Raw genomic sequence first — 23,670 nt, forward strand, 5'->3', positions numbered from 1 at the left:
CACTCCATTTGTATGTAATAAATATATATAATAATATCACAATTTTCATATTGTATCTATACTTGATTCTATTACTCCTTAGGAAACATCAACATCTTAGTAAATCCATCATATCCTATAGTTGTATTTTCAAATACTCGAAGAGCATTTGACTTATATAGCTCTGGTTCATCAATAGAGGCACTAAAGTGAGTAAGCAAAAGTTCTTCTACCTTCCCTTCACGAGCTAGTTCTGCTGCTTCACTAAAAGTCATATGTTTATTCTTTATAGCCTTTTCCAAATCTTCATCATCACCATAGGTTCCCTCACATATAAATAAATTACTTTCATTTATAAAATTTGGAATTGTATCTATTGATCTTGTATCAGTTATATAACTTAATTTTATTCCTTTTCTTTCCTCTCCCAGTACCATGTTGGGAATATATTTTTTTTCGTTGTATATTACACTCTCACCTTTTTGAAGTCTTCCCCATATCTCCTTAGGTACTTGATTCTGCCTCGCCTTCTCTGGATAAAACTTAGGTTTCCTTGTTACGTAAAAGCTATAACCTATACATGGAGATGAATGATCTAGCTCTAAGGTAGAAATAATAATATCATCATTAGAATATCCTTTACTATCTTGTCTTATTTCCATGATCTCAGCCAATATATTAATACCTAAAGAATTCCTAGGATTTTCTATTATATCTATACTATAGGGAAGATAAGGTATGGATGACATAAGCCCTCTTAGTACGTATTCAGTCCCCTTAGGCCCTATTATAGTAATAGGTTCAGTCCTATTACTATTTCCAATAGTTGAAAGAAGCCCCGGTAATCCAAATATATGATCTCCATGAAAATGGGTTATACATATTATATCAATAGATTTAAATCCTGTTTTAAAATTTCTCATGGATACTTGAGTTCCTTCTCCACAATCAATGAGGATTTTTCTCCCCTTATAACTTATAATCATAGAGGATAAAAACCTATTGGGCATAGGCATTCCACCTCCACTTCCTAATAAAACTATATCAAGCAATAGAATCTCTCCTTTGATAGACAAAATAATTTTAATTATTCATTAGTATACCCTATAATAAAGTCACCTATAATAATACCATAGGTGACTAATTTCTTTAGCTATCTTAACTTTAATATAGATAATTCCAAGATTTTTCAATCTCTGTGGCAGTTTTAAGTAAATTCTCTTTTAGATAATCAAATCCTTTATAATCTAATCTTGAAGTTGGCCCTGAGATACTAATTGTAGCTACTATACTCTCCTCAGAATCCTTTATAGGAGCTGCAATACATGTAAGGCCATATTCGTACTCTTCTTTATCATATGAAATTCCTTCATTTTCTATATTCTCTTTTAACTTTAAAAATTTCTCTAACTCAACTATCGAATTTATAGTTCTTGATTGTGGTTTATCACTATTAAAATATTGTCTAAGTTCTTCATCTGAATATCGAGAAAGATATAGTTTTCCCATGGCAGAACAATTTAGTGGACTCACAGGTATAAGCTTTGATACTAGATAAAAATCTTCACCTTTTGCATTATATATAGTCATGACAAAATCTTCATATGGAATGCCTAGATTTACACTTTCTCCCACTTCCTTTGCCAAGGAATCAATATAAGGAGTAGCTATTGTTGAAATATCAATATCTGATTTTACTTTTGAACCATATTTGATAAAGGACTTACCTAAAAAATATTTATCAGCATCACTTTTTTCTACAAATCCCCATTTACTTAATGTAAATAATATTCTATAGACAGTCGCCTTTGGAAGCTCTAATTCCTGAGATATTTGAGAAATACCTACTTTATCAGTAGAATTATACATAAAATTTATTATTTCAAAAGCTCTATCTATCATTGGAATTATATAGCTATTGTCATTTTCCATAAAATTCTCCTTTACTAAAAATGTTGTCAATAAATTATATCATATGAGGAAAAATTTTACATTAATTTAAAATAATAATTTAAATTTAAAAAATATATTGAATTTTCTTATGACTTAATATATAATCAAGTCAATCTTGAAACGCCGTTTCATAAAATAAAACTTTAGAGGAGTGATTGACTTGAAAAGTCCTTATATTTCCAAAAGATATTGGAATTCCATATCTACACCCATGGGAGAAAGTGCAAGTGCATTAGGAAAATATCATGACCTAATTAACTTTAGTCTTGGAGATCCAGACCTTACTACAGATGAAAGGATTATAAAAAAAGCTTTTGAAGATGCATTAAATGGTCACACCCATTATACAGATTTCTATGGTGTACGAGAACTTAGAGAAGCTATTTGTAATTTTTATAATGAGGAATATAATTACAAATTAGTAAAAGAAGAGTGTATGATAACTACATCTGGTTGCCATGCAATGTGGTTAGCATTGGAGGCTATTTTAGATGATGGTGACGAGGTCATAATACCATCACCATATTTTACACCATATCCGCAACAGGTGAAATTAGCAAGGGGTATACCAGTATTTTTAGAAACCTTTGAAGAAGAAGATTTTCAACTTAATATAGACAGATTAGAAGGTTTAATAACAAATAGAACAAAAGCCATCATAATTAATACACCGAATAATCCAACCGGCACTTGTCTAACTAAAAAAACATTGGAAGATATAGCAGCTATCGCTAAGAAATATGATTTATTAATAATATCAGATGATATATACACCATATTTAGCTATGAGGAACCTTTTACACCTATTACTAGCCTCGAAGGTATGAGAGAGAGAACTATTACAATTGGATCTTTTTCTAAGGACTATGCAATGACAGGCTGGAGAATTGGATATGTCCTTGCTGAGCCTTATATCATAAATATAATCAAGGATATAAATGAGAATAATGTTTTTACTGCTCCTTCAATTTCTCAACAAGCAGCAATACATGCCATAGGACTTAGAAAAGAAATTCAACCACCTATGATTAAAGAATTTAAAGCCAGAACTTTTGCAGCATATGAAAGACTAAAACAACTTAAGAATGTTTCAATACTACCACCTAAAGGTACATTCTATTTATTTCCAAATATAAAATCTACAGGATTAACCTCTCAGGAAATAGCTAATAGAATCTTAGAAGAAGCCCATGTCCTAGTTCTTCCTGGTACTTCCTTTGGTAATAATGGGGAAGGATATATAAGAATAGCAGTGACTGTTGATGAAGATAAAATAAATGAAGCTTTTGACAGAATAGCTAGAATGAAAATATTTAAATAGGAGGTAATTTAATGAATATCAAGAAAAAAGTAGCTTTATGTGGTGTACCAGGTATGAATAAAAAAGATATAGAAAAAATGGAAAAATACATCAAGGAAGAATATGAAAATGTAGAATTTTTATTCTTATCTGAAGATGTTTTAAAAAAGGAAGAATTAATTAAGAGATGTAAAGATGTGGAAGTCTTAATCTCTTGGGATCAAGAAATGGATAATGAAATTTATGAAAAATTAAATCTACGAGCATATTGTGCTGCTAGTACGGGATTTAATGCTGCAAATATAGAAGCTGCCACTAGAAATAAGGTATTAGTTACTAATGTCGCAGATTATTGTGTAGATGAAGTTGCTACTCATACAATCATGCTGATGCTAGGATGTAATAAAAAACTCTATTCTATGATTCCTTATGTTAAGGATGGAAATTGGGATCTATCTGTATTAGGAAAAATCAACAAATTTGAAAATAGTACAATAGGTTTGTTAGGCTTCGGTAGCATCCCCAAAGCTGTAGCTAGAAAGCTAAGTGGTTTTGGTGTCAATATCCTCTCATATGATCCTTTTGTAGGTGAAGAAGATATGAAATCATTAAATGTAATTAAAGTTGACTTAGACACTTTATTTAAAGAGTCAGATTATTTATCATTACACACTCCATTATTAGATAGTACAAAGAATATTATCAATAAAGAAGTATTTAAAAAAATGAAGCCAACATCTTTTTTAATCAATACTGCAAGAGGAGGATTAGTAAATCATGAAGATCTTTATGAAGCGCTCACAAACAATTATATTCAAGGTGCGGGTTTAGATGTATTAGAAAATGAACCTCCTAAAGAAATTGACAAAATGATTATAGCCTTACCTAATACAATTGTTACTGCACATTCTGCTTATTTATCAGAAGAAGCTTCAGATTCACAAATAAGGATTACAGCTGAAATAGCAGGAAAAATATTAAATTCAAGTCTTCCAAATAATGTTAGAAATCCTCAAATATTAGATGACATCGATTGGATAAATAAATAAGTTAATCAATGCTAGTCCGACACACTATTTATACAGGAGGTTTTTGCTAATGAATATTAATTTGATAGGTGTACCAATTAATTATGGATGTGATAGAGAAGGTGCACAATATGGGCCATCTAAACTTAGAGAAAACAATATTGTGGAATTAATTAAAAAATTTGGACATACTGTATATGATTTGGGAGATATACATATTCCCAAGATTTCTCCAAAGGAAAAATATAATGATCATGAAAAAATGAAATATCTAAATCCTATAGCTGAAATATGCAATAATCTATCACAACAGGTTTATTGTTCCTTAAATGCAGGTTATCTTCCATTCGTCATGGGTGGAGACCATTCATTGGGTATCGGTAGTATTGCTGGAGCAAGTAAATATTTTAAAGAACTGGCTGTAATTTGGATAGATGCTCATGGTGATATAAATACCTATGAAACTTCTCCTTCAGGCAATATCCATGGTATGCCATTGGCAGCATCAATGAATATAGGACATCATACCTTGACAAATATCTACTATAGTGGGCAAAAGGTAAAACCAGAAAATGTCTATATTCTCGGTGGTAGAGATATTGATGCAGGTGAATTTGATCTAGCTGAGGAACTTAATCTCAACATATATACTATGAATACAGTAAGACAAAGAGGACTTGATAATATATTAAAAGAAATAGTAGAAAAAATTAAATTTTCTAATGTAGATGGAGTACATCTAAGCTTTGATATTGATGTTCTTGATAAGTCAATTGTTCCCGGTACTGGTACAGCTGTAAAAGATGGCTTTAATTTAGAAGAGGGAAAGAAAGTATTCACTAAATTCTTAGGAGAAGGATTTATAACATCAATGGATTTTGTAGAGTTAAATCCTTTACTTGATGAGGATGATGAAAGAACAGTTACAGCTTCTATAGAGATGCTAGAACACATATTTAGATTAATTTCATAATTAAAATATATATATTGGGAGTGATATTGTGAATAACTATAAGGAAAAACAAATAAGTAATTCTAATATAAGTAAGTTCGCAATTTTATCGTTGATAGGAGGATTTTTATTTTTAGTTCCCATTAAGTATCAAGATGGATTTAATATTCCAGTAGGAATAATCATAGACTTGGTTAAATCATATATCCATCAATATACAATGCATATAATGTTGTTTTTAGTAACGGTAAATGCCTTTTTTTCTTTGGTGGCTTTTATTTTTAAGCCCAAATTTATAATGGAACATAAATGGCTTAAACGAACATTAGTTACAACTCCCCTATACTTAATTAGTAGAATTTTAGGAGCTATAATTATGTTGGCTGTTTTTTTCCAAATAGGACCTGAACAGATTATCTCACCTAATACAGGTGGTACTATGGTAGATTTAACTAGATCATTAGTATCAATACTTATAGTAATATCTTACACTATGCCCTTATTAACGGATTTTGGAATAATGGAGTTTGTAGGAATACTCATTAAAGATTTTGTTAGACCTTTATTTAGAGTACCTGGTCGTTCTGCTGTAGACCTTATAACCTCTTGGTTAGGAGCATCGAATGCAGCAGTATTATTAACAGAAAAACAATATAATACAGGCTATTATTCAGCTAAGGAAGCCGCAATAATAATGACAAACTTCTCATTAGTTTCTGTACCATTTTGTTATATTATTGCTTCTATTTTAGATGTTCAGCATCTGTTTACACCTTTTTACATTATTATTACAGTAGTAGGGTTTGCCTTAGCAGTTATAACTCCTAGGATTCCACCTCTAAATAAAGTTCCAGACACTTATAATGATGAAACTGGGAAAATGGTAAATGAAGATGTGCCAGAAGGAAAATCCAAGTTCCAATTTGCAGTAGAATCAGCAGCTTTAAGAGCTAAAAATTCAAATTTTAGTAATGTAGTAAATCAGGGAAATGATATGTTATTTAGTGTAATATTTGGTCTAGCACCTATAATAATATCTTGGGGTACAATCTCCTTAATTCTAGTAGAATATACCCCAGTATTTAAAATATTATCCTATCCCATAGGTTATTATTTAAATCTATTAGGAGTAGAGCAGGCCTTTCAGGCTGCACCTGCAGCTTTAGTAGGATTTGCTGATATGTTTATACCTGCTTTGATACTAGCTCCCATGGAATCAGTTCAAACTAAGTTTATTCTAGGAGCTTTGTCTTTAGTTCAAATAATATATTTAACAGAAGTAGGTACAATAATAATTCAGTCTAAAGTACCACTGAAATTTAAAGAATTATTCATTATATTCCTAGAAAGAACAATTATCGCTATCCCATTTATTGTAGTACTGACTAAAATATTTGTAAGATTTTAAGATATAGTAAAACAACCAGTTGAATTATAAATTCTCCTGGTTGTTTATTTTAATTATATTTTCTCTTATCTCCAAATAATTCATCTTTAGTATACATAGCTATTTTATATATATGATCTGCAATTCTTTCAAGATGACCTATCATATCTATAAAGAGTACCCCTGAATCTACATTGCAAGTTCCTTCATTAAGTCTTTTTATATGGTTTTCTTGGAAAGTTTCGCTCATTTCGTCTACTTTATCTTCTAACTCAACGATTCTTTTTATAATTTCATTGTCTCTTTTTCTAAGGACAATAATAGTATTATTAAATAGTTCAATAACAACTTTCTCTAGTTCCTTTAATTCGTTTATAGCGTTATCTGTAAATGAAAGATTACCATCTATCTTCTTATTACATAAAGAAGATATTTCAATAACTCTATCCCCTGATCTCTCGATATTGTTAATACTGCTTATCATAGCTGGAACCATAAGAGACTGACTTTCAGTCAATTCCCTTCTTGAGATTTCTACTATATACCTTGTTAAATCCTTTTGCATTTGATTTATATCTGCCTCATTATCTACTACCTCAGTCATCTTCTTTCTATCATCTGTATACGCTATATCCATAACATCTAAAACCATTTCTTTCAAAACCTCAGTACCTCTAATAATTTCAGACCTTGATGCCTCTAAGGCTGCTACTGGTGTGTCTAGAAGTAGTTTATCTAAATATATTTTTCCATTACTATGATCTCCTTTTCTCTTTACAATTTTATAAAGAAAATCAACATAGTATTTTGTAATAGGTAAGAATATTAAAGCACTTAACAGATTAAACAATGTATGAGAGTTTGCAATGTATACAGATATATCTGCATTGGCATGTAAATAATCAGTTGCAAATACTACTATTTTCATAAATAATGGTAAAGTTATCCAAGTTAATACAACTCCAAATACATTATAAAGAGTATGGGCCCATGCAGTCCTTCTAGCATTTATGTTCCCTGTCATACTTGCAAGCTGTGCTGTAAAACATGTACCTATATTATCTCCCAGCATTATACAAATTGCTGATTGTAGGTCTAAAAGTCCTGCTTGACTAAGAACCATTACAAGTCCAACAGTGGCAGCACTACTATGTACCATAGCAGTTACAACTATTCCTAAAATTACTCCAACTACTGGAATAGATGCATATTCAGCGAAAAAATGTTTTAAAGATTCGCTTTGTTGCATATAAGGAATTCCATCATTTAATATCTTAAGACCTAAAAACATCATTCCAAAACCCATCATTGCCTGACCAATATTTTTTAGTTTTTTATTTTTCGCAATATAATTAATTGCAAAACCTATTCCCAATACGGGTAAAGCTATATCTGTTAATTTAAATTTAAAGCTAAATGCCATAAGTTGAGCAGTTATTGTGGTTCCAATATTGGCACCATAGATAATACCTACAGCCTGGGGCAGTTTCATAAGCCCTGAATTAACAAAACCAACAGTTAATACTGTAACTGCTGTACTACTCTGAACTATTGCTGTTACAAAAGTACCTACTAAGAAGGCGCTCCATACCTTACCAGTTAATACTGTAAGAATCTTTTTCATAGTCTCTCCAGAAGCCTTTTCAAGACCATCACCCATCATGTCAACACCGTACATCAATAAAGCCGTTCCACCAATAAGCCCAAATATTAGCTCTTTCATTTGTTTACCTCCAATTAATAATTAGCAATTAATTTTTTATCATTTGAAAATAGGTTCATAATATCAATTTTAGCAGTAAAATTTTATAAATACAATGCTAATTATTTTTATCCTTAGATTTCCAAAATAATGGTCTTACACACATGTGTGTCAGGTTATTTTTGATACATTAGATGAATATAATTTCCATAAGCTAATATCATTTTCCATAATATAGTTTCGCTTTGTTCATAATCCGATTTACGCAATCTGATTTCCCATCAGTATATGCAGTTGGATTTGTATAGAATCTTTTAGACAATTCAAGCTTTAAAGCTTGATATTCATTAAAAGCATCTTTATCAATTTGAAGATAGTCTCTAAACATTAACTCTTCTTCTGCCTTTTGATTTCCCTTTTCGTATATATGAATATGATGTGTATGCTTTTCTGAATAATCACTTTTCAATTTCACAAAATATCTACGATTCGGAATGCCATTTTCACCTTTTGCAATATATCCTACTTTTTCCATAGATAAATTATATCTATCAACATCATTAATGTCCTTGACCAAAATCATGATATCAATAATTGGCTTCGCTGAAAGACCTACAACACTTGTGGAACCAAAATGCTGAATATCTAAAATAATTTTACTTAATAATTCTATTAATATTGACTTTTCTTGCTCATATAAGAAAGCCCATTTCATATTATATGGAACAACATCCATTGTTCTTACCAATATACTCTCTCCCTTTAGATAATAATCAATCTATCAGATGTACTCAATCTGTAGCATATAGCAATATATGATTGTTAAATTTTTCTAATTTTTATTTATCATACTGATTCTTTACATGATTTCACACTATAAATCATAGTGCTATAAAGTGCAATCAAAATAAGTATATGTAAAACTATATGATACAAATCAGGAATATAAACAGTTGTCGATGGGATCAGTTTAATTGCATCAGCAAAATATCTAATTTTACCTTCCCAAGGTCCAAATATAGTAAAATACCAATGGAAATAAAGTTGTGTTGCAAACCATATAGATAACCATGTAGTTAGCACAAATTTTCCAGACTTTTCTTTCACCAAAAACCAAACAATAGCTACAATATATATCACAAAAAATATTCCATCATCTCTCCATGCCCTTGAGACTAGAACCTTGTTGCCAAAAGTTACTCCTATCATATCTAAGAAAAACCAAATTAATAAAAGTATATTTGCCCTTATAAGCAGCTTTTTCCGTTTCATGCTTTTATCTCCCCCTAGACTACATAAATAATATAAGTTAATTATATCATTGTATGAGTAAAATCAAAAGAGTCAGAAACACCATTCTAAAATGCCAAAAGATAATATAAGACAAGGTACTGAACGCTATAAAATTACTCATTTCAAACACATTCATATAAATGAAAAACCACCTACAGATAAAATTGCTTTCATCAGTAGATGGCAGTATTTCTAGAATAATAGTGAAAAAATTTGGCGATAAATCTTATATATTTATTTTATAATTGAGTTAAATCTGCAATTCATTATCCAAATAAATACGGGAACCCGTCGCACCCTTTTGTCCCTGATATTTCCCTCTATATGGATTATCGGCATCCTGATCGAGCTGTGCGAACACCAATTGCCCCACACGACGGCCAGCTTGCAGTTCAATGGCACATCGACTGGCATTAAATACCTCCAAAGTAATCTCTCCTTCAAATCCAGGATCTACCCATCCCGCATTCTGTATAAATAGCCCCAATCTACCAATTGAGCTTCTTCCTTCTACAAAGGCAGTCATATTATTGGGCAACTTAAAATATTCCATGGTCGTAGCCAAAACAAACTGTCCAGGCATAAGAAGATATTTGTCTGACTGTATTGTCTTATATCTAATTTCACCTGATAGCTGAATTATATTGGAAGAAGTATCTTCCACGATAGTATATGTATTTCCTAAACGAATATCAACACTTGCAGGTTGGATCTGTATATCATCTAATGGATAGATTTCCAACTCTTTATTATTTAACAGTTTTTTGATTGTTTTATCTGATAATATCATATTTCTGCCTCCCTTAACCTTCAATTTGTATTTCTAGTTACACGTATCTATCATATCATAAGCAATAAAAGCTCTACAAGCAGGTATCATATCTATTTGTAAATTTTTATGAGATAATTATATGAAAAAAATTTTTCCAATTTTTTTTGCAAATTTTAGGGAGAGCTAATTATATGGACTATTAATTTAGAAATTTCTTATTAGTTATAAAAGAAGGCTAGAATGTTTATATTCTAGCCATTGTATTTGGCACACCAGAGAGGACTCGAACCCCCAACACTCTGAATTGAATTTAACATTTCTGATGTTTTCTAATAGTTTCTATAATATAGATATTTACACACCTACATTACTTATTATTACTAACCTTTACTAGAGCAATTTATCCCTTATTGGCTAAAAAAGGGTTAAATTTTCATTCTTTAAATGGCTTATTTACTACAGTACAAATATAGTTATTATTATACATCATGGCAATAAAAAAGCAAGGCATATTTCAACCCTGCTTTAATGTATGTGTAGCTTGTTATCCGCCATGTTCTTAGGTCAAAATATGATTAGCAATGAATTACATAGCTGAAACTATAAAAACTCTTAAATCGCATTTTAAAGGCTTGATTTATGTTGAATTTCTTTTTTGATGATTTAAGATTTATATATTTTACATTTTCTATCTCAATCAATTCTACCTGTATAATTTTCCAATCTATTTTTATTTATATAATAGGTCCATTTCGTTTCATTCTTCCACGCTTCTCCAAACTCGCTAAACTTTCCTTGCCTTAATGCTATCCTCAACCCCATAGGAGAGATTCCTAGTATTTTAGCAGCTTCATTAACTGTTATTTTCATTTTTTACGGCCTCCACCTAGTTAGTTTCTAATAGATTAACCATATAATTCGCTAAATTCTTGAGTTCCTTTTTCACTTCTTCCGTAGTCAACTTCTTTAGAGCATTAATATAGTTATTCCATTGAATTTTATCTTCATCTTTTATTACTTCCATTATTTGACTAGTCAATTTGTCTAAATTGCTATTTATTTTTTTATTCATATTTTGCACCTCCTACATAAACCTCACTGCACCAGTAAATACACTCTTTATATATTCTTTCATTTCTATATTTTCTCCTTCTAAGGCAATTATTTTTTCTTCTAGCTTCATCTTTTCTTTCTCTAATCTCTTTCTCTCCAAAGGAGAAAATCTATCTAGCTTGACTCCCTCTAACTCTAGTATGTGCTGCATTGAGAACCTAACAGATGGAATACCCTTTACTGGGGTTATAATCTTATCACTCATCCATCTATCTATCGTTGCAGTGGTAACTTGCCATCTTTCCGCAAGGTCTTTTTTAGTTAGAAGCTTATCCATATTATAACCCTCTTCCTCATAGCATTTTCCTTTTAAGTACTCTAGCAAAATCTAACATCTCTCATTAATTTCTTTAACTCTTCATTCTCTTGTTTCAACTCAATATCTTTTTTCTTATTTTTCTTCTTTTCTCGTCTTGCTCTTATTTCTTTAACTGCTTCCATCCATTCAGGATCTTGTATATTTCTAATCTTGTAATACTCTATTAAATCTATCACTGTATCTATTTGATGAAAATTTAAATAAGTGTCGAATTCACCTTCTAGTATATCTGATAAAGCTATATTTAACTTAGTTTTTTCTCTTCTTGATTTCTCACTCATTTTAATATATCCTCCTTAATTAGCCATTTTATTTATTTCTTCTAATGAATAATTATTTTTAATTTCTTTTATAATTAGAAATAAATTCTCCAATTCTTCTTCGGATAAGCTATTTAATAACTCTATGCACTTTTCCATCTTAACAAGCCTCCTTATATGTCTCTCACATTTTTAGGTGTTCTCTTCTTAACTCTTTCAGCTCTTTTATGACCTACATAATAATAGATCGGTACTGATTCCAATTTCTTTTTCTTTTCTGTGTTTTTGATCATCTTATTCGCTAATCTAGTCTTTTCCTCTTGATATCTATTTAGATTTTCCTCTGTCGACTCTATGTCTTGTTCTATTAATTCTTTAATATTATACTTCCTTATCATTTCATTCCAACCTTCTAATGTGTTTATTAGCTTCTAGCATCACATAAAGCCTCCTTCAGTTTTTTAGTTACTTGAATGAGGACCCTAACTATGATAAAATACTTCATAGAAAGGTAACTCTTCCAAGTAAGATAGTCTCAGTGGTCGGCAAACTACATACAAGACTATCTTTATTTTTTTATCCACTCCATCACTGCTTCCCTTTCGATTCTAATGTTTTTCCCTACTTTAAATGAGTTTAACTCTCCTGAATCAATAGCCCTTCTTATTGTTGATTCACTAATCTTCAGAAATTCAACTAATTCTTTAATCGTTACTATATCTGGTAAATTTTCTAACCCCATACTATATCTCCTCCTATATTGATTTTCCTCTGCTAATTTATTAAATCATTTCTTAAATGTCCTAGTATTAATCTTTTTCATCTTAGTTCCATACAAATTCTCTATCTCAATAAAAAGTACTTATCTACATTCCATCAACTGATATAACTTCTATAACTTCACACTCCCTTATAAGTTCAAAGTTTAATCTGACTAATTAGTAAACTTTAAATACTCTGACTTTTTGAGATTTCTTCTTATATTAAGTTAATTACTTTACTACTCTCTGTTAGTATGTTACCTAAAACTTCTTTTAGCTTCTCATTCTGTAGCCTTAGTTCCTCTAACTCACTTTCAATTTTTCGCCTTTCTAATGGAGAAAATCTCTCTAACTTCACTCCTTCAAGTTCTGCGATATGTTCCTCTGTAAACCTTATTGCTGGAATCCCTTTTATAGGTTGCAGTATTCCCTCTTTCCTCCAATTTGTTATAGTTGATACATCAACTTGCCAACGCTCTGCTAAGTCTTGTTGAGTTAATAGCTTGGTCACAAGCACACCTCCTTAATTCTATATATTATATTATTACTATAGTCATATTCTATCATACCTAGTCATGTATGGTCAATAGTCGTTTTGAAAACTATTTAAATGTTTAATTATATTATTTATTGTTGTCATATTATTGTTATATTTATAACTTTAATTAATGCTTGGCATAAAAAAAAGAGCCTATAGGCTCTTTTAAATTTTATTAGTATAAAAATACTTTCTTGATTTTTCTTTAGAGGGATTCGACATATTAGTTACCCTCTAACTAGTCCTGCCCTTTTTGTTTGCTTGAAGTTCTCAAATACTCTTGTTAGTTTATATACTTCGTCTACTTCATCCATATTTACTTGAAGTATGAATGTGTCTCCGCTGCCTTGTGAATATCTTTGATTTTCTGATTTGGTTAATACTCTTTCACCTTCGTGCAATTGAGCGATATAGTTATCTCTAGGTACATAATCAAGACCGTTTCTGTGGCTTCCGCTGATATATTTATTTGCTATGTTATTTCCACTATTGGCTGTTCCACCTATACTATTGATAGCGTCGCTTAAGCCGTCAACCATCCTCGTTATTCCACGCCCTTTATTAAAAAAAGCATCTATTGTTAGTAAAAGTATGGTAAGTAGTGCAATTATACCACCAATAGCTAAAGCCCATTCCTTAAAACCCCAACTGCCTGTCGCAGATAGTAGATTACTGATTGCAGATAGTAGATTACTGATTGCAGATCCCGCTTTACCGACTAAATCTATTGCACCCTTAGCTACCTTTAAACCATCACTTATGTTGGAAATAGCCTTGAATACATTTCCCAACATAATTAATACTGGTCCTATTACTGCTACTAGTAACCCTACTTTTACTATGATATTTCTAATACCTTCATCCATTCCTGCAAGTATCTGTATCATTTTATTAACACCTTCTATAATCGGAGTGAAAATAGGCAATACTTGCTCTGAAAATACAGTGAACAATTCTTTTATACTTTCTTTGAAAAGTGTCATTTGCGCTGTAGCACTATCTTGCTCTTTTTTGAAATTTCCATGCGCTTGAGCTGTTTTAGACATTACATATTGATATCTTAATTCTACTTTTTCTCTCTCGTTCATAGCTATTATAGATTTTTTTATTCCTTTTTCATATGCGAATTGCTGTAAATTGGCTTGTGTCATGAAAATATTAAATTTTTTAAGTGGTTCAGTTGCTCCTGATTGGATAGCTGTTAGAGCATTTTGAGTTTCCTCAAGGCTTGCATTGTAGTAAGTCGAAAGGTCGTTTACTCTTGCCGCTAAATTTTTACTCCATTCCGTAGATTTCTGTATATCCATACCAAGTTGATTAAATCCTGCTGCAAAATCAGTGACCATTGATAAAGCTGTTCCCCTAGCTAATCCAAAATCTCTAAGAGCAGTTTTAGACCAGGCTTCTATTGCTCTTGCATTATGCCCAAATACTGTTTCTGCCTTACCGAAAGCATCCTCGAAATCTGCTCCAAGTTTAAAACTAGCTGCTCCTGCTGCTAAGATCGGTACTGTTATTTTTTTAGTCATACCCTTGCCCATATCTTCCATTTTAGTGCCTGCTTTATCTAAGCTTTTTTCGAGTTCTTTCCACTTGCTATTAGTTTCTTTTAAGCTATCATCTAACTTTTTTAAGTCTTGCTCTGTTTTTATGACTTCTCTTTGAATCGCTCTATATTGATCCTCTGCTATTTTCCCTTGTTTAAATTGTTCTTGTGCTTGCTTTTCTGCATCTTTTAGAGTTTCTAACTTTTTCTTAGTATTATCAATCGATTCAGCTAATATCTCTTGTTTTTGTTTTAAAAGTTCCGTACTCTTAGGATCTAACTTCAATAGCCTTTCTACATTCCTTAATTCTGATTGTAAGTCTTTTGAATGTTTATTTACTTCACCCAAAGCTTTTGTTAAGGCGGTAGTTTCTCCGCCTATTTCAATTACTAACCCTTTAATCTTATTTGCCATTTACTCACCCGCCTCATTATTTAAATACAGTTGATATCTTCTTTGTATTATCTTTTCTGTAATTTCATTAAAATCTACTAATAATTTTCTCTTTTTTCTAGGTAGAACTTTTAGTATTTCTGAATAAATGCTTATATAGGTTGTCAACATATCTCTATATTCTTCATCAGCTAAAAAAATATTTATGTTTTCCATATTTACACCACCTTTTTTTAAGATATTATCACCAATATTTTTTTGAGTTAATATTCTTTTCTTCTTCAAACTTTTCTTCCGCCAACTTTTGTTTAGCTCTCTGCATTTCATTCAATCCAAATAGCTCAGCTAATTTATATAATGCTGCAAACCTATCATGCATTTTGAATTTAAATGTCCCATTCGATGATAATGATATTTCTGATATGTTTTTAGTATCTATATCTGCAGTATCTTTGAATTCTATAACCTGTTTGTAATCAAATATGGGTTCTCCCTCATCATATCCAACTACAGTCTTAACTGTCTTAAAATCTAAATAGTTTTTTATATCATCAAAAGCAATACTTGTAAGTTCTCTTACTATTTCTTTAGCAGATATTATACATTCATCCTCAGAATCCTTGACGAGCCTGTCCTTTAATTCGTTATACCTTGACATTACCTTGACCTGTTTGAATAATCTGCTTGCTAATTCATCAATTGATTTATCTGTCATTCTGTCGGTCTTATATGCAGCTTTATATGCATCTCTTTGACTTTTCCCTTTAATTAGTTCCTGAACAAATTTTTCTTGTTTTAAAGTTAACTTATTAGCCATTTCATCACCTTTTCTATTCTTATTACGTAATGTTTCGCAAGATATTGCGAAAGTTATATTCCTTTGAAAATTTCAAATTCAAAAGTCAAAATTTCAGTTTGTGTTGAAATTAGAAGTCAGCACAGTATGGCAAATGCTTTTATATACTAAAGCATGGGGGGATTGTGAGCGTTACACCACACCCCCGTATTGCTTTATTTATCTAACATACTTACACTATTGTATTTTGTTTAAATTTATAAGTTTTTTTAGATCGATTATTATGTTTCTATATTCCGAATAGTAATCGTTTTTAATTCCTTCCCCCTCATATACATTGGCTGAAAAATCAATTTTAGCAGCATTGGCATTTAGATTATTTCTATCTCTTAAAAACATATTTGTTATCTGCTCGTATTTATCAATACTATTACACAGTTTTAAAATTTGATTAACAATATCTGAATATGCTTTTTTAAATTCTACATTGTATTCTCTTTGTATTTCATCTCTTCTCTTAATGCAATCTTCTTTTGTATAAGGGTTATTAATTATATACTCAATCTGTTCTTTATTTTTTTCTATAAACTCCTGGTATGATCTTATTTTTAAACTTACATCTGAATATTCTTCTATGTCTGAGTCAAATCTTAGCGAAGGCTTTATTTTTTCAATCTTAGCTTCTGCCTTAGCAATATTATTTTTTATCTTATCAATTTCCTTTTGATTTTCTAAATCTTTCTTTTCAAATATGTCGCCCATCTTTATTTATTCTCCTTTATCTTTTTATTTTTTCAAATTATCTAAATCTCATTCTCTGTTGTGAATTCATGCTTGTATTAATCTTACATTCACTTATATCTAAGTCAATAATAGTCTCTAATTGTCTTTCATTACTTCTATCTTTCTTAGTGTATAGAGGCTCACATAAGACAACGTTCTCACCATCCCTTAATATAACATCTATTACTTGTCCTGAACCTCTACCATATACTAGTGAATCATAGGTTATATAATCCCCATACTTCATAATGTTTTAAACTCCTTTCTTTAATAACACTTATTTTTTATTTGTAACCTAAGCTTTTCAATTTCGAGGGCTTCCCTTCCCTCCATTATTTCAGCCCTTAACCTTTCTACTTCTGTATCTAAAACATAAAGGCTAGTTTGAGGATAAGCAGGGAAATCTACTGCTGATACTTCTATAATTTTTTTAAGCTTTTTAATGGTTCTAGTCTTTGTATTTCTGTTATAGGAATCCTCACCAACCACAAAAGCAAAACTCATCTTGTTTAATAGCTTAGTTCTTATCATTTCGTATAAATCTCTGCCTACTGTTGTATTTGCTAAAGTAGCTCTAATCTTTAACCCTATGTTATCAACTGTAAGCTTTAAAGTTCCATTTATAACACGAGCCACATTAAAAACTTGATCACTATGGTTATATCTAAAGCATACATCTGATAAATCACAACCATCCAATGCTCTAGGATCTATTGCCTCATATATCTTTTCTCCTTCATATTCCCAAAGAAGTGTAGGTTCATTAAAGACTAAAGCATATCCCTCAACTATCATTTCTTTGTTTTTCTCCATTTTAAGCATCCTCCTATTGAACTAACCTTAAGTATCTTGGTCTTTTCTTGGTTACTCTTACCGTCTTACCTTTATCATCAATAAAAAATTCTTTACCCTTGGCTCCCGTATGCAATGTTTGTGTCTTTATTCCAGTCATATCGGCAAACTCTTGCCCCAATGAAGGGTATCCATCAAGTTGCCTTAATTTACTTAAAGTTCGTACTGATTTTATATTAAATATTTCAATATCTATATTTGTATATTCCCATAAAAACATCAACGCTTCATCTCCTATAGGCTTATTAGGATCTAATGTATTAATATAGTCTCTTGTATAAAAATAATCTTTCATTTCATGTTTATGGCCTTTAAAATCTTTTCCTATAGGGAATACATTCATAAATTGCCCTGGTGTTAATAATCCAACTAATGATTTTATAATACTGATAAATTGGAAATCACGCTCTGCCTGTTCTCTTGTTGTATGTTCTCTATTAGGATTTGTAATTACGAATTTTACTCCATAAAATATGAGTTTTTGAATGTATAGTATTCTATTTACTATGTCTGGATTTTCTGTATACTCTTTTAAAATTCTATCCCATGTTTTCAAATAGAGATAATTTTTCACATCATTATTTTGACTTTTCATACTAAATCACCTTTCTTTATAATTTTTTATCTATTTCAATAAACCTCATCATTGAGGGTGCTTTTATTACATCTATAGTGCCTACTGGACCATTCCTTTGTTTTTCTATTATGAGTTGACTTAACTTTTGGTTATGTTCTTCTAGTAAATCAAAGAAAGTATGATGATATATGTTGTTTTTAATTAAATTTTCTATATCCTTTTCGTTAGGCTCATGCAAGAATATAATATTGTCTGAATCCTGCTCTATGGCTCCTGATTCTCTCAAATCTGCCATAGTAGGCCTATTACCTTCTGCATTTCTATTTAATTGAGATAGGATGACTATAGGTATCTTAAACTCTAACGTCATAAGTTTTAATTCTCTTGTTATCGTCGCAACTTCTTGTTCTCTACTATAATGTTTTTCTGATGATCTTAGGAGTTGAAGATAATCAATTATAACTATGTCGGGTTTATGTTTTCTTAACTTAGTTCTTATATGCTGTATGGTCCTGCTAGTTTTATCTAGTAAGAAATTATCTATTGAATTTTCATTTGCAGTATTATAAACGTTTGACCATTCTTCTCCGCTTTCAATATCTCCTGTCCTAAGTTTTGATAGATTTACCTTTGCACTAGATGAAATAATTCTTTCGCATAATTGAGTTACTGACATTTCTAAAGATGTATACATTACTTTCCTTTTTTTCTTAGCGATATTTTGAGCAATCTGCATACCTAGAATTGTTTTCCCTACTCCTGGTCTTGCTCCTATAGTTGTAAGTTCTTCTTCGTGTAATCCTGCGGTTGCTTCATCGAACTTAGGTATTCCTATATAAAATGATGTATCCCCTCTGTTTTCATATCTCTTTTGAAGCAACTCTAACGTTTCAAACATAGCTTGTCCTAGTGTAACTACTTCATCATCTATTGTGTCCTCTAGCTCTTCTATTTCTCTCATAGCGTTGTTTTTAATGGTATCCATATCTACTGTAGTGTCTTGAGCCATTTTCATTATTTTATTAGCTTTAGTCATTAATTTTCTTCGGTTAGATTTATCTTTTAGGAGTTTTATATTACTTTCAATATTCGCTGTACTGGCTATGATATTTGTCATATTCGCTATAGTTGATACTGAAATATTGGTCCTTTTTTGAAGTGTAAATAAATCTATATCTTGCTTAGTATTAGTTAGATCATGCATAGCTTTTATCATTTTTCTATTAGTAGCGTCTAGGAAATCATCTTCTTTTATCCTAGGTAGCAAGTCTATAGCTGATTTATCTATTATCAGACTTCCTATTATCTGCATTTCTAATATTAAATCATCATTTGAAATCATAATCTCTTGTCACTTCCTCTATTGTTGTACGGTTTATTACTTTCCGTTGTTTCACTCTCTTTTAAAACTTTTTCTTTTACCCAACTAAGTATTGCTCTGTAGTCGCTCTTGTATGCCTTTCCTTTAGAGCCCTTATAGTTATCTAGAGTTTGTATCATTCTTTTAGTGAGTAACTCTCCATGTTCTCCTACTAGCTTGTTGTATTCATCTTCTGTCATAGATACAAATTCAGCATACTTATTCTTCTTATCATTCTTTACATTCTTATCATTCTTGTTTGTGTCGATTTGTTGTTGACTTGGTGTTGATTTGATGTCTGATTTGCCGTTGGGTTTGCTGTCAGTTTTTTCATCTTCAGATTGATATAATCCCCAATTCTCAATACTTATAATTGAAAATTTGTTGTTGGACTTGATGTTAATGCTTTTGTTACTTTCTAATATTTTTAAATATTCCCATGTTGTTGATGGAGACATATTTAATTCTGTACTTGCTTTATTTCTTCCTGTAACAAATTGTCCTGATTTAAGAGGAACTTTTTGTCTTCCGATTAATTGTTCATGCTCTGTATGAGTAGCTTTTAATAAACACCAAATAAACGTTTTGAGTAATTTTTCATTATCAAATATTGCTTTGTCTTTTATCTCCCTATGAAGTTTTATCCAACCACTCATATCACCTCACCCCAGCTACCTTATGCCTCCTGTAAATATCTCGATTAATAGCTAAGGCCTTAAAGTGTATTAGCTCATTATCCATTTTAGCTTTGTTTAATATCACCTTTTCGTATTCATTGGTTCTTTCTGGATGACGGTAATAATATGCCATACGATAAGCTAACTCTATTTGATTTTTACTTAACACTGTATCCATTTTCTATCTCACCTCATTTTTATAACTCTCTGCCTTCTAAAGTAGCTCTGTTTAACCATTCTTCAAATAATGGTACGTTTATTTTAGTAGTTTCACCTATCCTAATTATTGGTATATCTTCTTGACTTCGTACTAAGGCATATAGCTTGTCCCTGCCAATATTAAAATGTTTTGATGCTTCTACAATTGACATTAAATATTTGTTATTCATCATTCTCCCTCCTTTATTTTGCTTTTTCCATTATTTCTTTTACTGCTTCAAGCGGAGTCAAATCTGTAACACCATATTCATTCATTCGTTCTAACCTCTCTTCTAGTTTTTTCTTTTTTCTTTTCTCTCTATATCTCTTTCTATTTTTGGACATAACAATTCCTCCTTTCTTCGAAACCCTATTGCTATGATTCAACAAACAAAGTATTTACTTCTATATTTAGTTATTATCAGGCCATATTTCTTCTTCTTCTACTTCTAATGCATTTGCTAATCTTTCTCTCCATCCTGGGTAAGCATAAATCTTATTATTTTCTATGCTTGAAATTATTCCAGGTGATATCTCTGTCTTTACAGAAAGCTGTAATTGAGATAGTCTTTTATCCTTCCTTATTTTCCTTAAATTATTTTCTGTCATTTTTCTCACCTCACATTTTATTGATTTATACTATCAACTATAGTATAATTTAAATAATCAGACATATATATATCATTTGCGTCTGATTATGCGTCTGATTATTTAAATAGAAGGTGATTTTATGAAAAATGAAAAAATTAATTATTCGATTTCTGATACTAGAGCATATCTAAGTAGCTTAATTGAGACAGAAATTCCGCGACATAAATATTCTAATTATGAAATAATTAAATTTGCAGAAATAAATCAACTTCCCTGCAACTTGGAAAAATTAACTACTAAGAATAAAACATCTATTGTTGAACATAATGCTGAAGCAATAATAGGGGTACCTCCTGCAATTTCATATGCCGATTCTTTTTTAGGTGATTTTAATAGGCCCCAGTTTGAACATAAAGTTATATTTAATAAAAATTTATTTTTTGAAGTATTGAATATAGCTAAAAACGTAAACATCGAACTGCCTTTTGATGAATCTTCTATATCTAATAACGATATATTAAATTTAATTATCAAATATGGTTTTGATACAAACATGTATAGTGGAAAATCATTCGAAGAAATGTTAAGTGAATCTGATAGAATTGATTTATTTAATAAACCAGAAATAAGAGAATTTGGTTTTGTAGAAGGTCTTATTATAAAAGATTTTAAAAAACAAATTTATGAGTTGAAAAGAAGATTTTCAATTTACTATGGAATAGTTAATGATGATAAACAGTTTCTAATGAATATCCTTGAAAAGGATATAATATTTGCTGAAAAATGGCTTCCTCCAATAACCCCAAACAATAAAATAACTCAGAATAATATAATTGAATTTGCAAAAGATGCATTAATAAACGTTTTTGATGACTACTCTTTTTCTATAGTTTTATATCATGAAAAAAAGTTAGGAACTTTTAAATTTAAATTTACAGCTAAAAATCTTATTGAAGCATGTAATCTTTTTTTATCTCAAATACTAACTATGGATTTAAACTATACTAAATCAAATATAAAAATATGTGCTAATCCAGAGTGTGGGAGAACTTTTGAAGGACATAAAAATAAAAAATACTGCGACCTATGTAATAGAAAGACCATATGGAGTAGAAATAATAAAAAACAAAAGGAGGATTAAATAATGGCTAGGCAACCTAAGACTAATACAAGCATTGGCGAATATGATTATTATCGCACTAGGCTTACTGTAGGTCATGATGCCAAAGGTAAACCAATAATAAAAACATTCTACGGTAAGACCAAGGGAGAAGCAGAAAATAAGAAAAAAGAATATATTAAAGCTATTGAAACTGGTATAAATCCTGACTTAGCTTCTCAAACATTAGAGAAGGCATTATTTGACTGGCTCTGGAACATTGAAAGGTATTCGGGTAATAAATCCTCTACTTTTGAAAGATATGAATCTATTAGTAGAAATTATATTCAAGATAGTTCTCTAGGACGACTAATAGTATCTGATATAAAAAAAATACCAATACAAAAGTATTATAATGAATTGCTGGATAAAGGAAAAACCTACTCCATAATTGAAAATATAAATAAACTCCTTAATAAATTCTTTAGATATGCTGTTGCCGAAGGTTATATCTTAAAGAATCCAATATCCGGGCTTAAACTTCCTAAGGATAATGAAGAGGATATTGATGAAGACTTTAACTCTATAGAGACATTTACAGATGAAGAAATCAACAAGGTATTAAACCCCCTTGGAAATGTAAAATTAAGATATATAATTATGTTTGCAGTTTTAACTGGCTGCAGAATGGGTGAGATATTAGCATTAGAAAAGACAGATATAGTAGATGGTGTAGTAAGAATAAATAAATCTGTAAGAAATGTGAAGATATTTGATAATGAAGGTAACTCTTCCTGGGCTAAGAAGCTAACTACTCCAAAATCTAAGAGTTCTAATAGAGAGGTCCCTATTCCAGAAGTATTACAGAAAGAATTAAAGAAGTTAGATATATTGGTTAAAGAAGAAAGATTAAAACTCGGAGAAGCATATACAGAAAATAATCTTATATTTCCTTCCTTGACTGGTGTCTATATTGATGCAAAGAATTTAAGAAGGTCATGGGAAAGAGCTTTAAAAGCTGCCAATGTACCTTATAAAAAGTTCCATTCGCTTAGACATACTTATGCAACTAGGTTGTTCGAGAATGGAGCTTCAATATTAACTGTATCTAGATTATTAGGTCATAGTAGCCTTGAAACAACTCAAATATATACCCATGTATTAAAGGATACTAAAGCCAAAGAAGTAGAATGCTTAAATAAAATGTTTAGTTAATTAAAAATCTTGTAAAATAAAAAGTCCTTCTCTTTAATAGACGAGGACTTTTTATTAAAAATTATATATAATTTTTATATTAATTTTGCAAGAAAAAAGAGCCTACTGATATGATACCTCCTAAGTAGACAACGTAATTAATTAAAATTACTTACTCTACTTAAGGAGGTTTTTTCATGGGAAGGCGTCCAAAATTTAGTAAAGAAGTTAAAATAGAAGCATGTG

Annotated in this window: 33 protein-coding genes; 6 read left to right on the forward strand and 27 right to left on the reverse strand. The window is 30.5% G+C overall.

From position 1 onward, the window contains the following. Positions 1 to 71 precede the first annotated feature (71 nt). Both KQI38_RS09625 and KQI38_RS09630 read right to left on the reverse strand, forming a co-directional pair. Positions 72 to 1,031: a ribonuclease Z gene (locus KQI38_RS09625; RefSeq protein WP_216558748.1), complete on the reverse strand. Its 960-nt coding sequence runs from the start codon at positions 1,029 to 1,031 to the stop codon at positions 72 to 74. 112 nt (positions 1,032 to 1,143) lie between these two features. Next, positions 1,144 to 1,911, reverse strand: coding sequence for an IclR family transcriptional regulator (locus KQI38_RS09630; protein WP_216558751.1), 768 nt, complete (start codon positions 1,909 to 1,911; stop codon positions 1,144 to 1,146). Between the two features lie 181 nt (positions 1,912 to 2,092). On the opposite strand from KQI38_RS09630, the gene KQI38_RS09635 reads away from it, so the two are divergent. Genes KQI38_RS09635 through KQI38_RS09650 form a run of 4 tightly spaced genes read left to right on the forward strand, consistent with a single transcriptional unit; the run spans position 2,093 to position 6,620 of the window. Further along, entirely contained in the window at positions 2,093 to 3,253 is a 1,161-nt protein-coding gene (locus KQI38_RS09635) for a pyridoxal phosphate-dependent aminotransferase (RefSeq protein ID WP_216558753.1), read from the forward strand. 11 nt (positions 3,254 to 3,264) lie between these two features. Next, positions 3,265 to 4,281: a C-terminal binding protein gene (locus KQI38_RS09640; RefSeq protein ID WP_216558756.1), complete on the forward strand. Its 1,017-nt coding sequence runs from the start codon at positions 3,265 to 3,267 to the stop codon at positions 4,279 to 4,281. Positions 4,282 to 4,330: 49 nt separating this feature from the next. Further along, positions 4,331 to 5,233, forward strand: a complete 903-nt coding sequence (rocF, locus tag KQI38_RS09645; RefSeq protein ID WP_216558759.1) for an arginase — start codon at positions 4,331 to 4,333, stop codon at positions 5,231 to 5,233. A gap of 28 nt (positions 5,234 to 5,261) precedes the next feature. After that, the gene (locus KQI38_RS09650; RefSeq protein WP_216558762.1) at positions 5,262 to 6,620 is read left to right on the forward strand and encodes a YjiH family protein; all 1,359 of its coding nucleotides are present in this window, start codon (positions 5,262 to 5,264) and stop codon (positions 6,618 to 6,620) included. Positions 6,621 to 6,669: 49 nt separating this feature from the next. On the opposite strand, the gene KQI38_RS09655 is transcribed toward KQI38_RS09650, so the two are convergent. The 25 genes from KQI38_RS09655 to KQI38_RS09770 all read right to left on the reverse strand — a co-directional run bounded on the left by KQI38_RS09655 (position 6,670) and on the right by KQI38_RS09770 (position 21,149). Next, positions 6,670 to 8,322, reverse strand: coding sequence for a Na/Pi cotransporter family protein (locus tag KQI38_RS09655; RefSeq protein WP_216558765.1), 1,653 nt, complete (start codon positions 8,320 to 8,322; stop codon positions 6,670 to 6,672). Between the two features lie 199 nt (positions 8,323 to 8,521). Continuing rightward, positions 8,522 to 9,049, reverse strand: a complete 528-nt coding sequence (locus KQI38_RS09660) for a GrpB family protein (RefSeq protein WP_216558768.1) — start codon at positions 9,047 to 9,049, stop codon at positions 8,522 to 8,524. A gap of 98 nt (positions 9,050 to 9,147) precedes the next feature. After that, positions 9,148 to 9,573, reverse strand: a complete 426-nt coding sequence (locus tag KQI38_RS09665) for a hypothetical protein (RefSeq protein WP_216558771.1) — start codon at positions 9,571 to 9,573, stop codon at positions 9,148 to 9,150. Between the two features lie 271 nt (positions 9,574 to 9,844). Continuing rightward, the gene (gene dcd / locus KQI38_RS09670; RefSeq protein WP_216558774.1) at positions 9,845 to 10,408 is read right to left on the reverse strand and encodes a dCTP deaminase; all 564 of its coding nucleotides are present in this window, start codon (positions 10,406 to 10,408) and stop codon (positions 9,845 to 9,847) included. Positions 10,409 to 11,059: 651 nt separating this feature from the next. Further along, positions 11,060 to 11,236 (reverse strand): hypothetical protein, encoded by a 177-nt coding sequence (locus KQI38_RS09675; protein ID WP_216558777.1) that lies wholly within the window; start codon positions 11,234 to 11,236, stop codon positions 11,060 to 11,062. Positions 11,237 to 11,252: 16 nt separating this feature from the next. After that, positions 11,253 to 11,438 carry a hypothetical protein gene (locus tag KQI38_RS09680; RefSeq protein ID WP_216558780.1) on the reverse strand — a complete coding sequence of 62 codons (186 nt, stop codon included), beginning with the start codon at positions 11,436 to 11,438 and terminating at the stop codon, positions 11,253 to 11,255. Between the two features lie 12 nt (positions 11,439 to 11,450). Continuing rightward, positions 11,451 to 11,756, reverse strand: a complete 306-nt coding sequence (locus KQI38_RS09685; RefSeq protein WP_216558783.1) for a hypothetical protein — start codon at positions 11,754 to 11,756, stop codon at positions 11,451 to 11,453. A gap of 41 nt (positions 11,757 to 11,797) precedes the next feature. Beyond that, positions 11,798 to 12,079: a hypothetical protein gene (locus tag KQI38_RS09690; protein WP_216558785.1), complete on the reverse strand. Its 282-nt coding sequence runs from the start codon at positions 12,077 to 12,079 to the stop codon at positions 11,798 to 11,800. Positions 12,080 to 12,094: 15 nt separating this feature from the next. Then, entirely contained in the window at positions 12,095 to 12,217 is a 123-nt protein-coding gene (locus KQI38_RS22320) for a hypothetical protein (protein WP_276515569.1), read from the reverse strand. 14 nt (positions 12,218 to 12,231) lie between these two features. Then, positions 12,232 to 12,456 (reverse strand): hypothetical protein, encoded by a 225-nt coding sequence (locus KQI38_RS09695; protein WP_216558788.1) that lies wholly within the window; start codon positions 12,454 to 12,456, stop codon positions 12,232 to 12,234. Positions 12,457 to 12,626: 170 nt separating this feature from the next. Further along, positions 12,627 to 12,800 carry a helix-turn-helix domain-containing protein gene (locus KQI38_RS09700; protein WP_216558791.1) on the reverse strand — a complete coding sequence of 58 codons (174 nt, stop codon included), beginning with the start codon at positions 12,798 to 12,800 and terminating at the stop codon, positions 12,627 to 12,629. 236 nt (positions 12,801 to 13,036) lie between these two features. Beyond that, complete coding sequence (locus tag KQI38_RS09705; protein WP_216558795.1) at positions 13,037 to 13,330, reverse strand: helix-turn-helix domain-containing protein; 294 nt, start codon at positions 13,328 to 13,330, stop codon at positions 13,037 to 13,039. A 254-nt stretch (positions 13,331 to 13,584) separates the two neighbouring features. Then, complete coding sequence (locus KQI38_RS09710; protein WP_216558798.1) at positions 13,585 to 15,318, reverse strand: phage tail tape measure protein; 1,734 nt, start codon at positions 15,316 to 15,318, stop codon at positions 13,585 to 13,587. Beyond that, positions 15,319 to 15,513 carry a hypothetical protein gene (locus KQI38_RS09715; RefSeq protein WP_216558801.1) on the reverse strand — a complete coding sequence of 65 codons (195 nt, stop codon included), beginning with the start codon at positions 15,511 to 15,513 and terminating at the stop codon, positions 15,319 to 15,321. Positions 15,514 to 15,541: 28 nt separating this feature from the next. After that, on the reverse strand, positions 15,542 to 16,114 hold the full coding sequence (locus KQI38_RS09720; RefSeq protein WP_216558804.1) for a terminase small subunit: 573 nt from the start codon (positions 16,112 to 16,114) through the stop codon (positions 15,542 to 15,544). 216 nt (positions 16,115 to 16,330) lie between these two features. Continuing rightward, a complete protein-coding gene (locus tag KQI38_RS09725) occupies positions 16,331 to 16,855 on the reverse strand; it encodes a hypothetical protein (RefSeq protein WP_216558807.1) in 525 nt (174 codons plus the stop codon). Positions 16,856 to 16,892: 37 nt separating this feature from the next. Beyond that, positions 16,893 to 17,123, reverse strand: coding sequence for a hypothetical protein (locus KQI38_RS09730; RefSeq protein ID WP_216558810.1), 231 nt, complete (start codon positions 17,121 to 17,123; stop codon positions 16,893 to 16,895). Between the two features lie 20 nt (positions 17,124 to 17,143). Next, a complete protein-coding gene (locus KQI38_RS09735) occupies positions 17,144 to 17,689 on the reverse strand; it encodes an HK97 family phage prohead protease (protein ID WP_216558813.1) in 546 nt (181 codons plus the stop codon). A 13-nt stretch (positions 17,690 to 17,702) separates the two neighbouring features. Next, positions 17,703 to 18,323: a hypothetical protein gene (locus tag KQI38_RS09740; RefSeq protein WP_216558816.1), complete on the reverse strand. Its 621-nt coding sequence runs from the start codon at positions 18,321 to 18,323 to the stop codon at positions 17,703 to 17,705. A 16-nt stretch (positions 18,324 to 18,339) separates the two neighbouring features. Continuing rightward, positions 18,340 to 19,647: a replicative DNA helicase gene (locus tag KQI38_RS09745; protein WP_216558819.1), complete on the reverse strand. Its 1,308-nt coding sequence runs from the start codon at positions 19,645 to 19,647 to the stop codon at positions 18,340 to 18,342. Then, entirely contained in the window at positions 19,644 to 20,321 is a 678-nt protein-coding gene (locus tag KQI38_RS09750) for a hypothetical protein (protein ID WP_216558821.1), read from the reverse strand. The genes KQI38_RS09745 and KQI38_RS09750 overlap by 4 nt, the downstream gene beginning before the upstream one ends. Before the next feature lies 1 nt (position 20,322). After that, a complete protein-coding gene (locus KQI38_RS09755) occupies positions 20,323 to 20,520 on the reverse strand; it encodes a hypothetical protein (protein WP_216558824.1) in 198 nt (65 codons plus the stop codon). A gap of 19 nt (positions 20,521 to 20,539) precedes the next feature. After that, on the reverse strand, positions 20,540 to 20,731 hold the full coding sequence (locus tag KQI38_RS09760; protein ID WP_216558826.1) for a helix-turn-helix domain-containing protein: 192 nt from the start codon (positions 20,729 to 20,731) through the stop codon (positions 20,540 to 20,542). 13 nt (positions 20,732 to 20,744) lie between these two features. Further along, positions 20,745 to 20,885 (reverse strand): hypothetical protein, encoded by a 141-nt coding sequence (locus tag KQI38_RS09765; RefSeq protein ID WP_216558830.1) that lies wholly within the window; start codon positions 20,883 to 20,885, stop codon positions 20,745 to 20,747. Between the two features lie 66 nt (positions 20,886 to 20,951). Then, positions 20,952 to 21,149 carry a helix-turn-helix domain-containing protein gene (locus KQI38_RS09770; protein ID WP_216558834.1) on the reverse strand — a complete coding sequence of 66 codons (198 nt, stop codon included), beginning with the start codon at positions 21,147 to 21,149 and terminating at the stop codon, positions 20,952 to 20,954. A gap of 121 nt (positions 21,150 to 21,270) precedes the next feature. On the opposite strand from KQI38_RS09770, the gene KQI38_RS09775 reads away from it, so the two are divergent. After that, a complete protein-coding gene (locus KQI38_RS09775; RefSeq protein ID WP_216558837.1) occupies positions 21,271 to 22,272 on the forward strand; it encodes a hypothetical protein in 1,002 nt (333 codons plus the stop codon). 3 nt (positions 22,273 to 22,275) lie between these two features. Continuing rightward, entirely contained in the window at positions 22,276 to 23,445 is a 1,170-nt protein-coding gene (locus KQI38_RS09780; protein ID WP_216558840.1) for a tyrosine-type recombinase/integrase, read from the forward strand. Positions 23,446 to 23,670: the final 225 nt, after the last annotated feature.

Origin of the sequence: Tissierella carlieri (assembly GCF_018917285.1) — a bacterium.
Classification (GTDB): domain Bacteria; phylum Bacillota; class Clostridia; order Tissierellales; family Tissierellaceae; genus Tissierella; species Tissierella carlieri.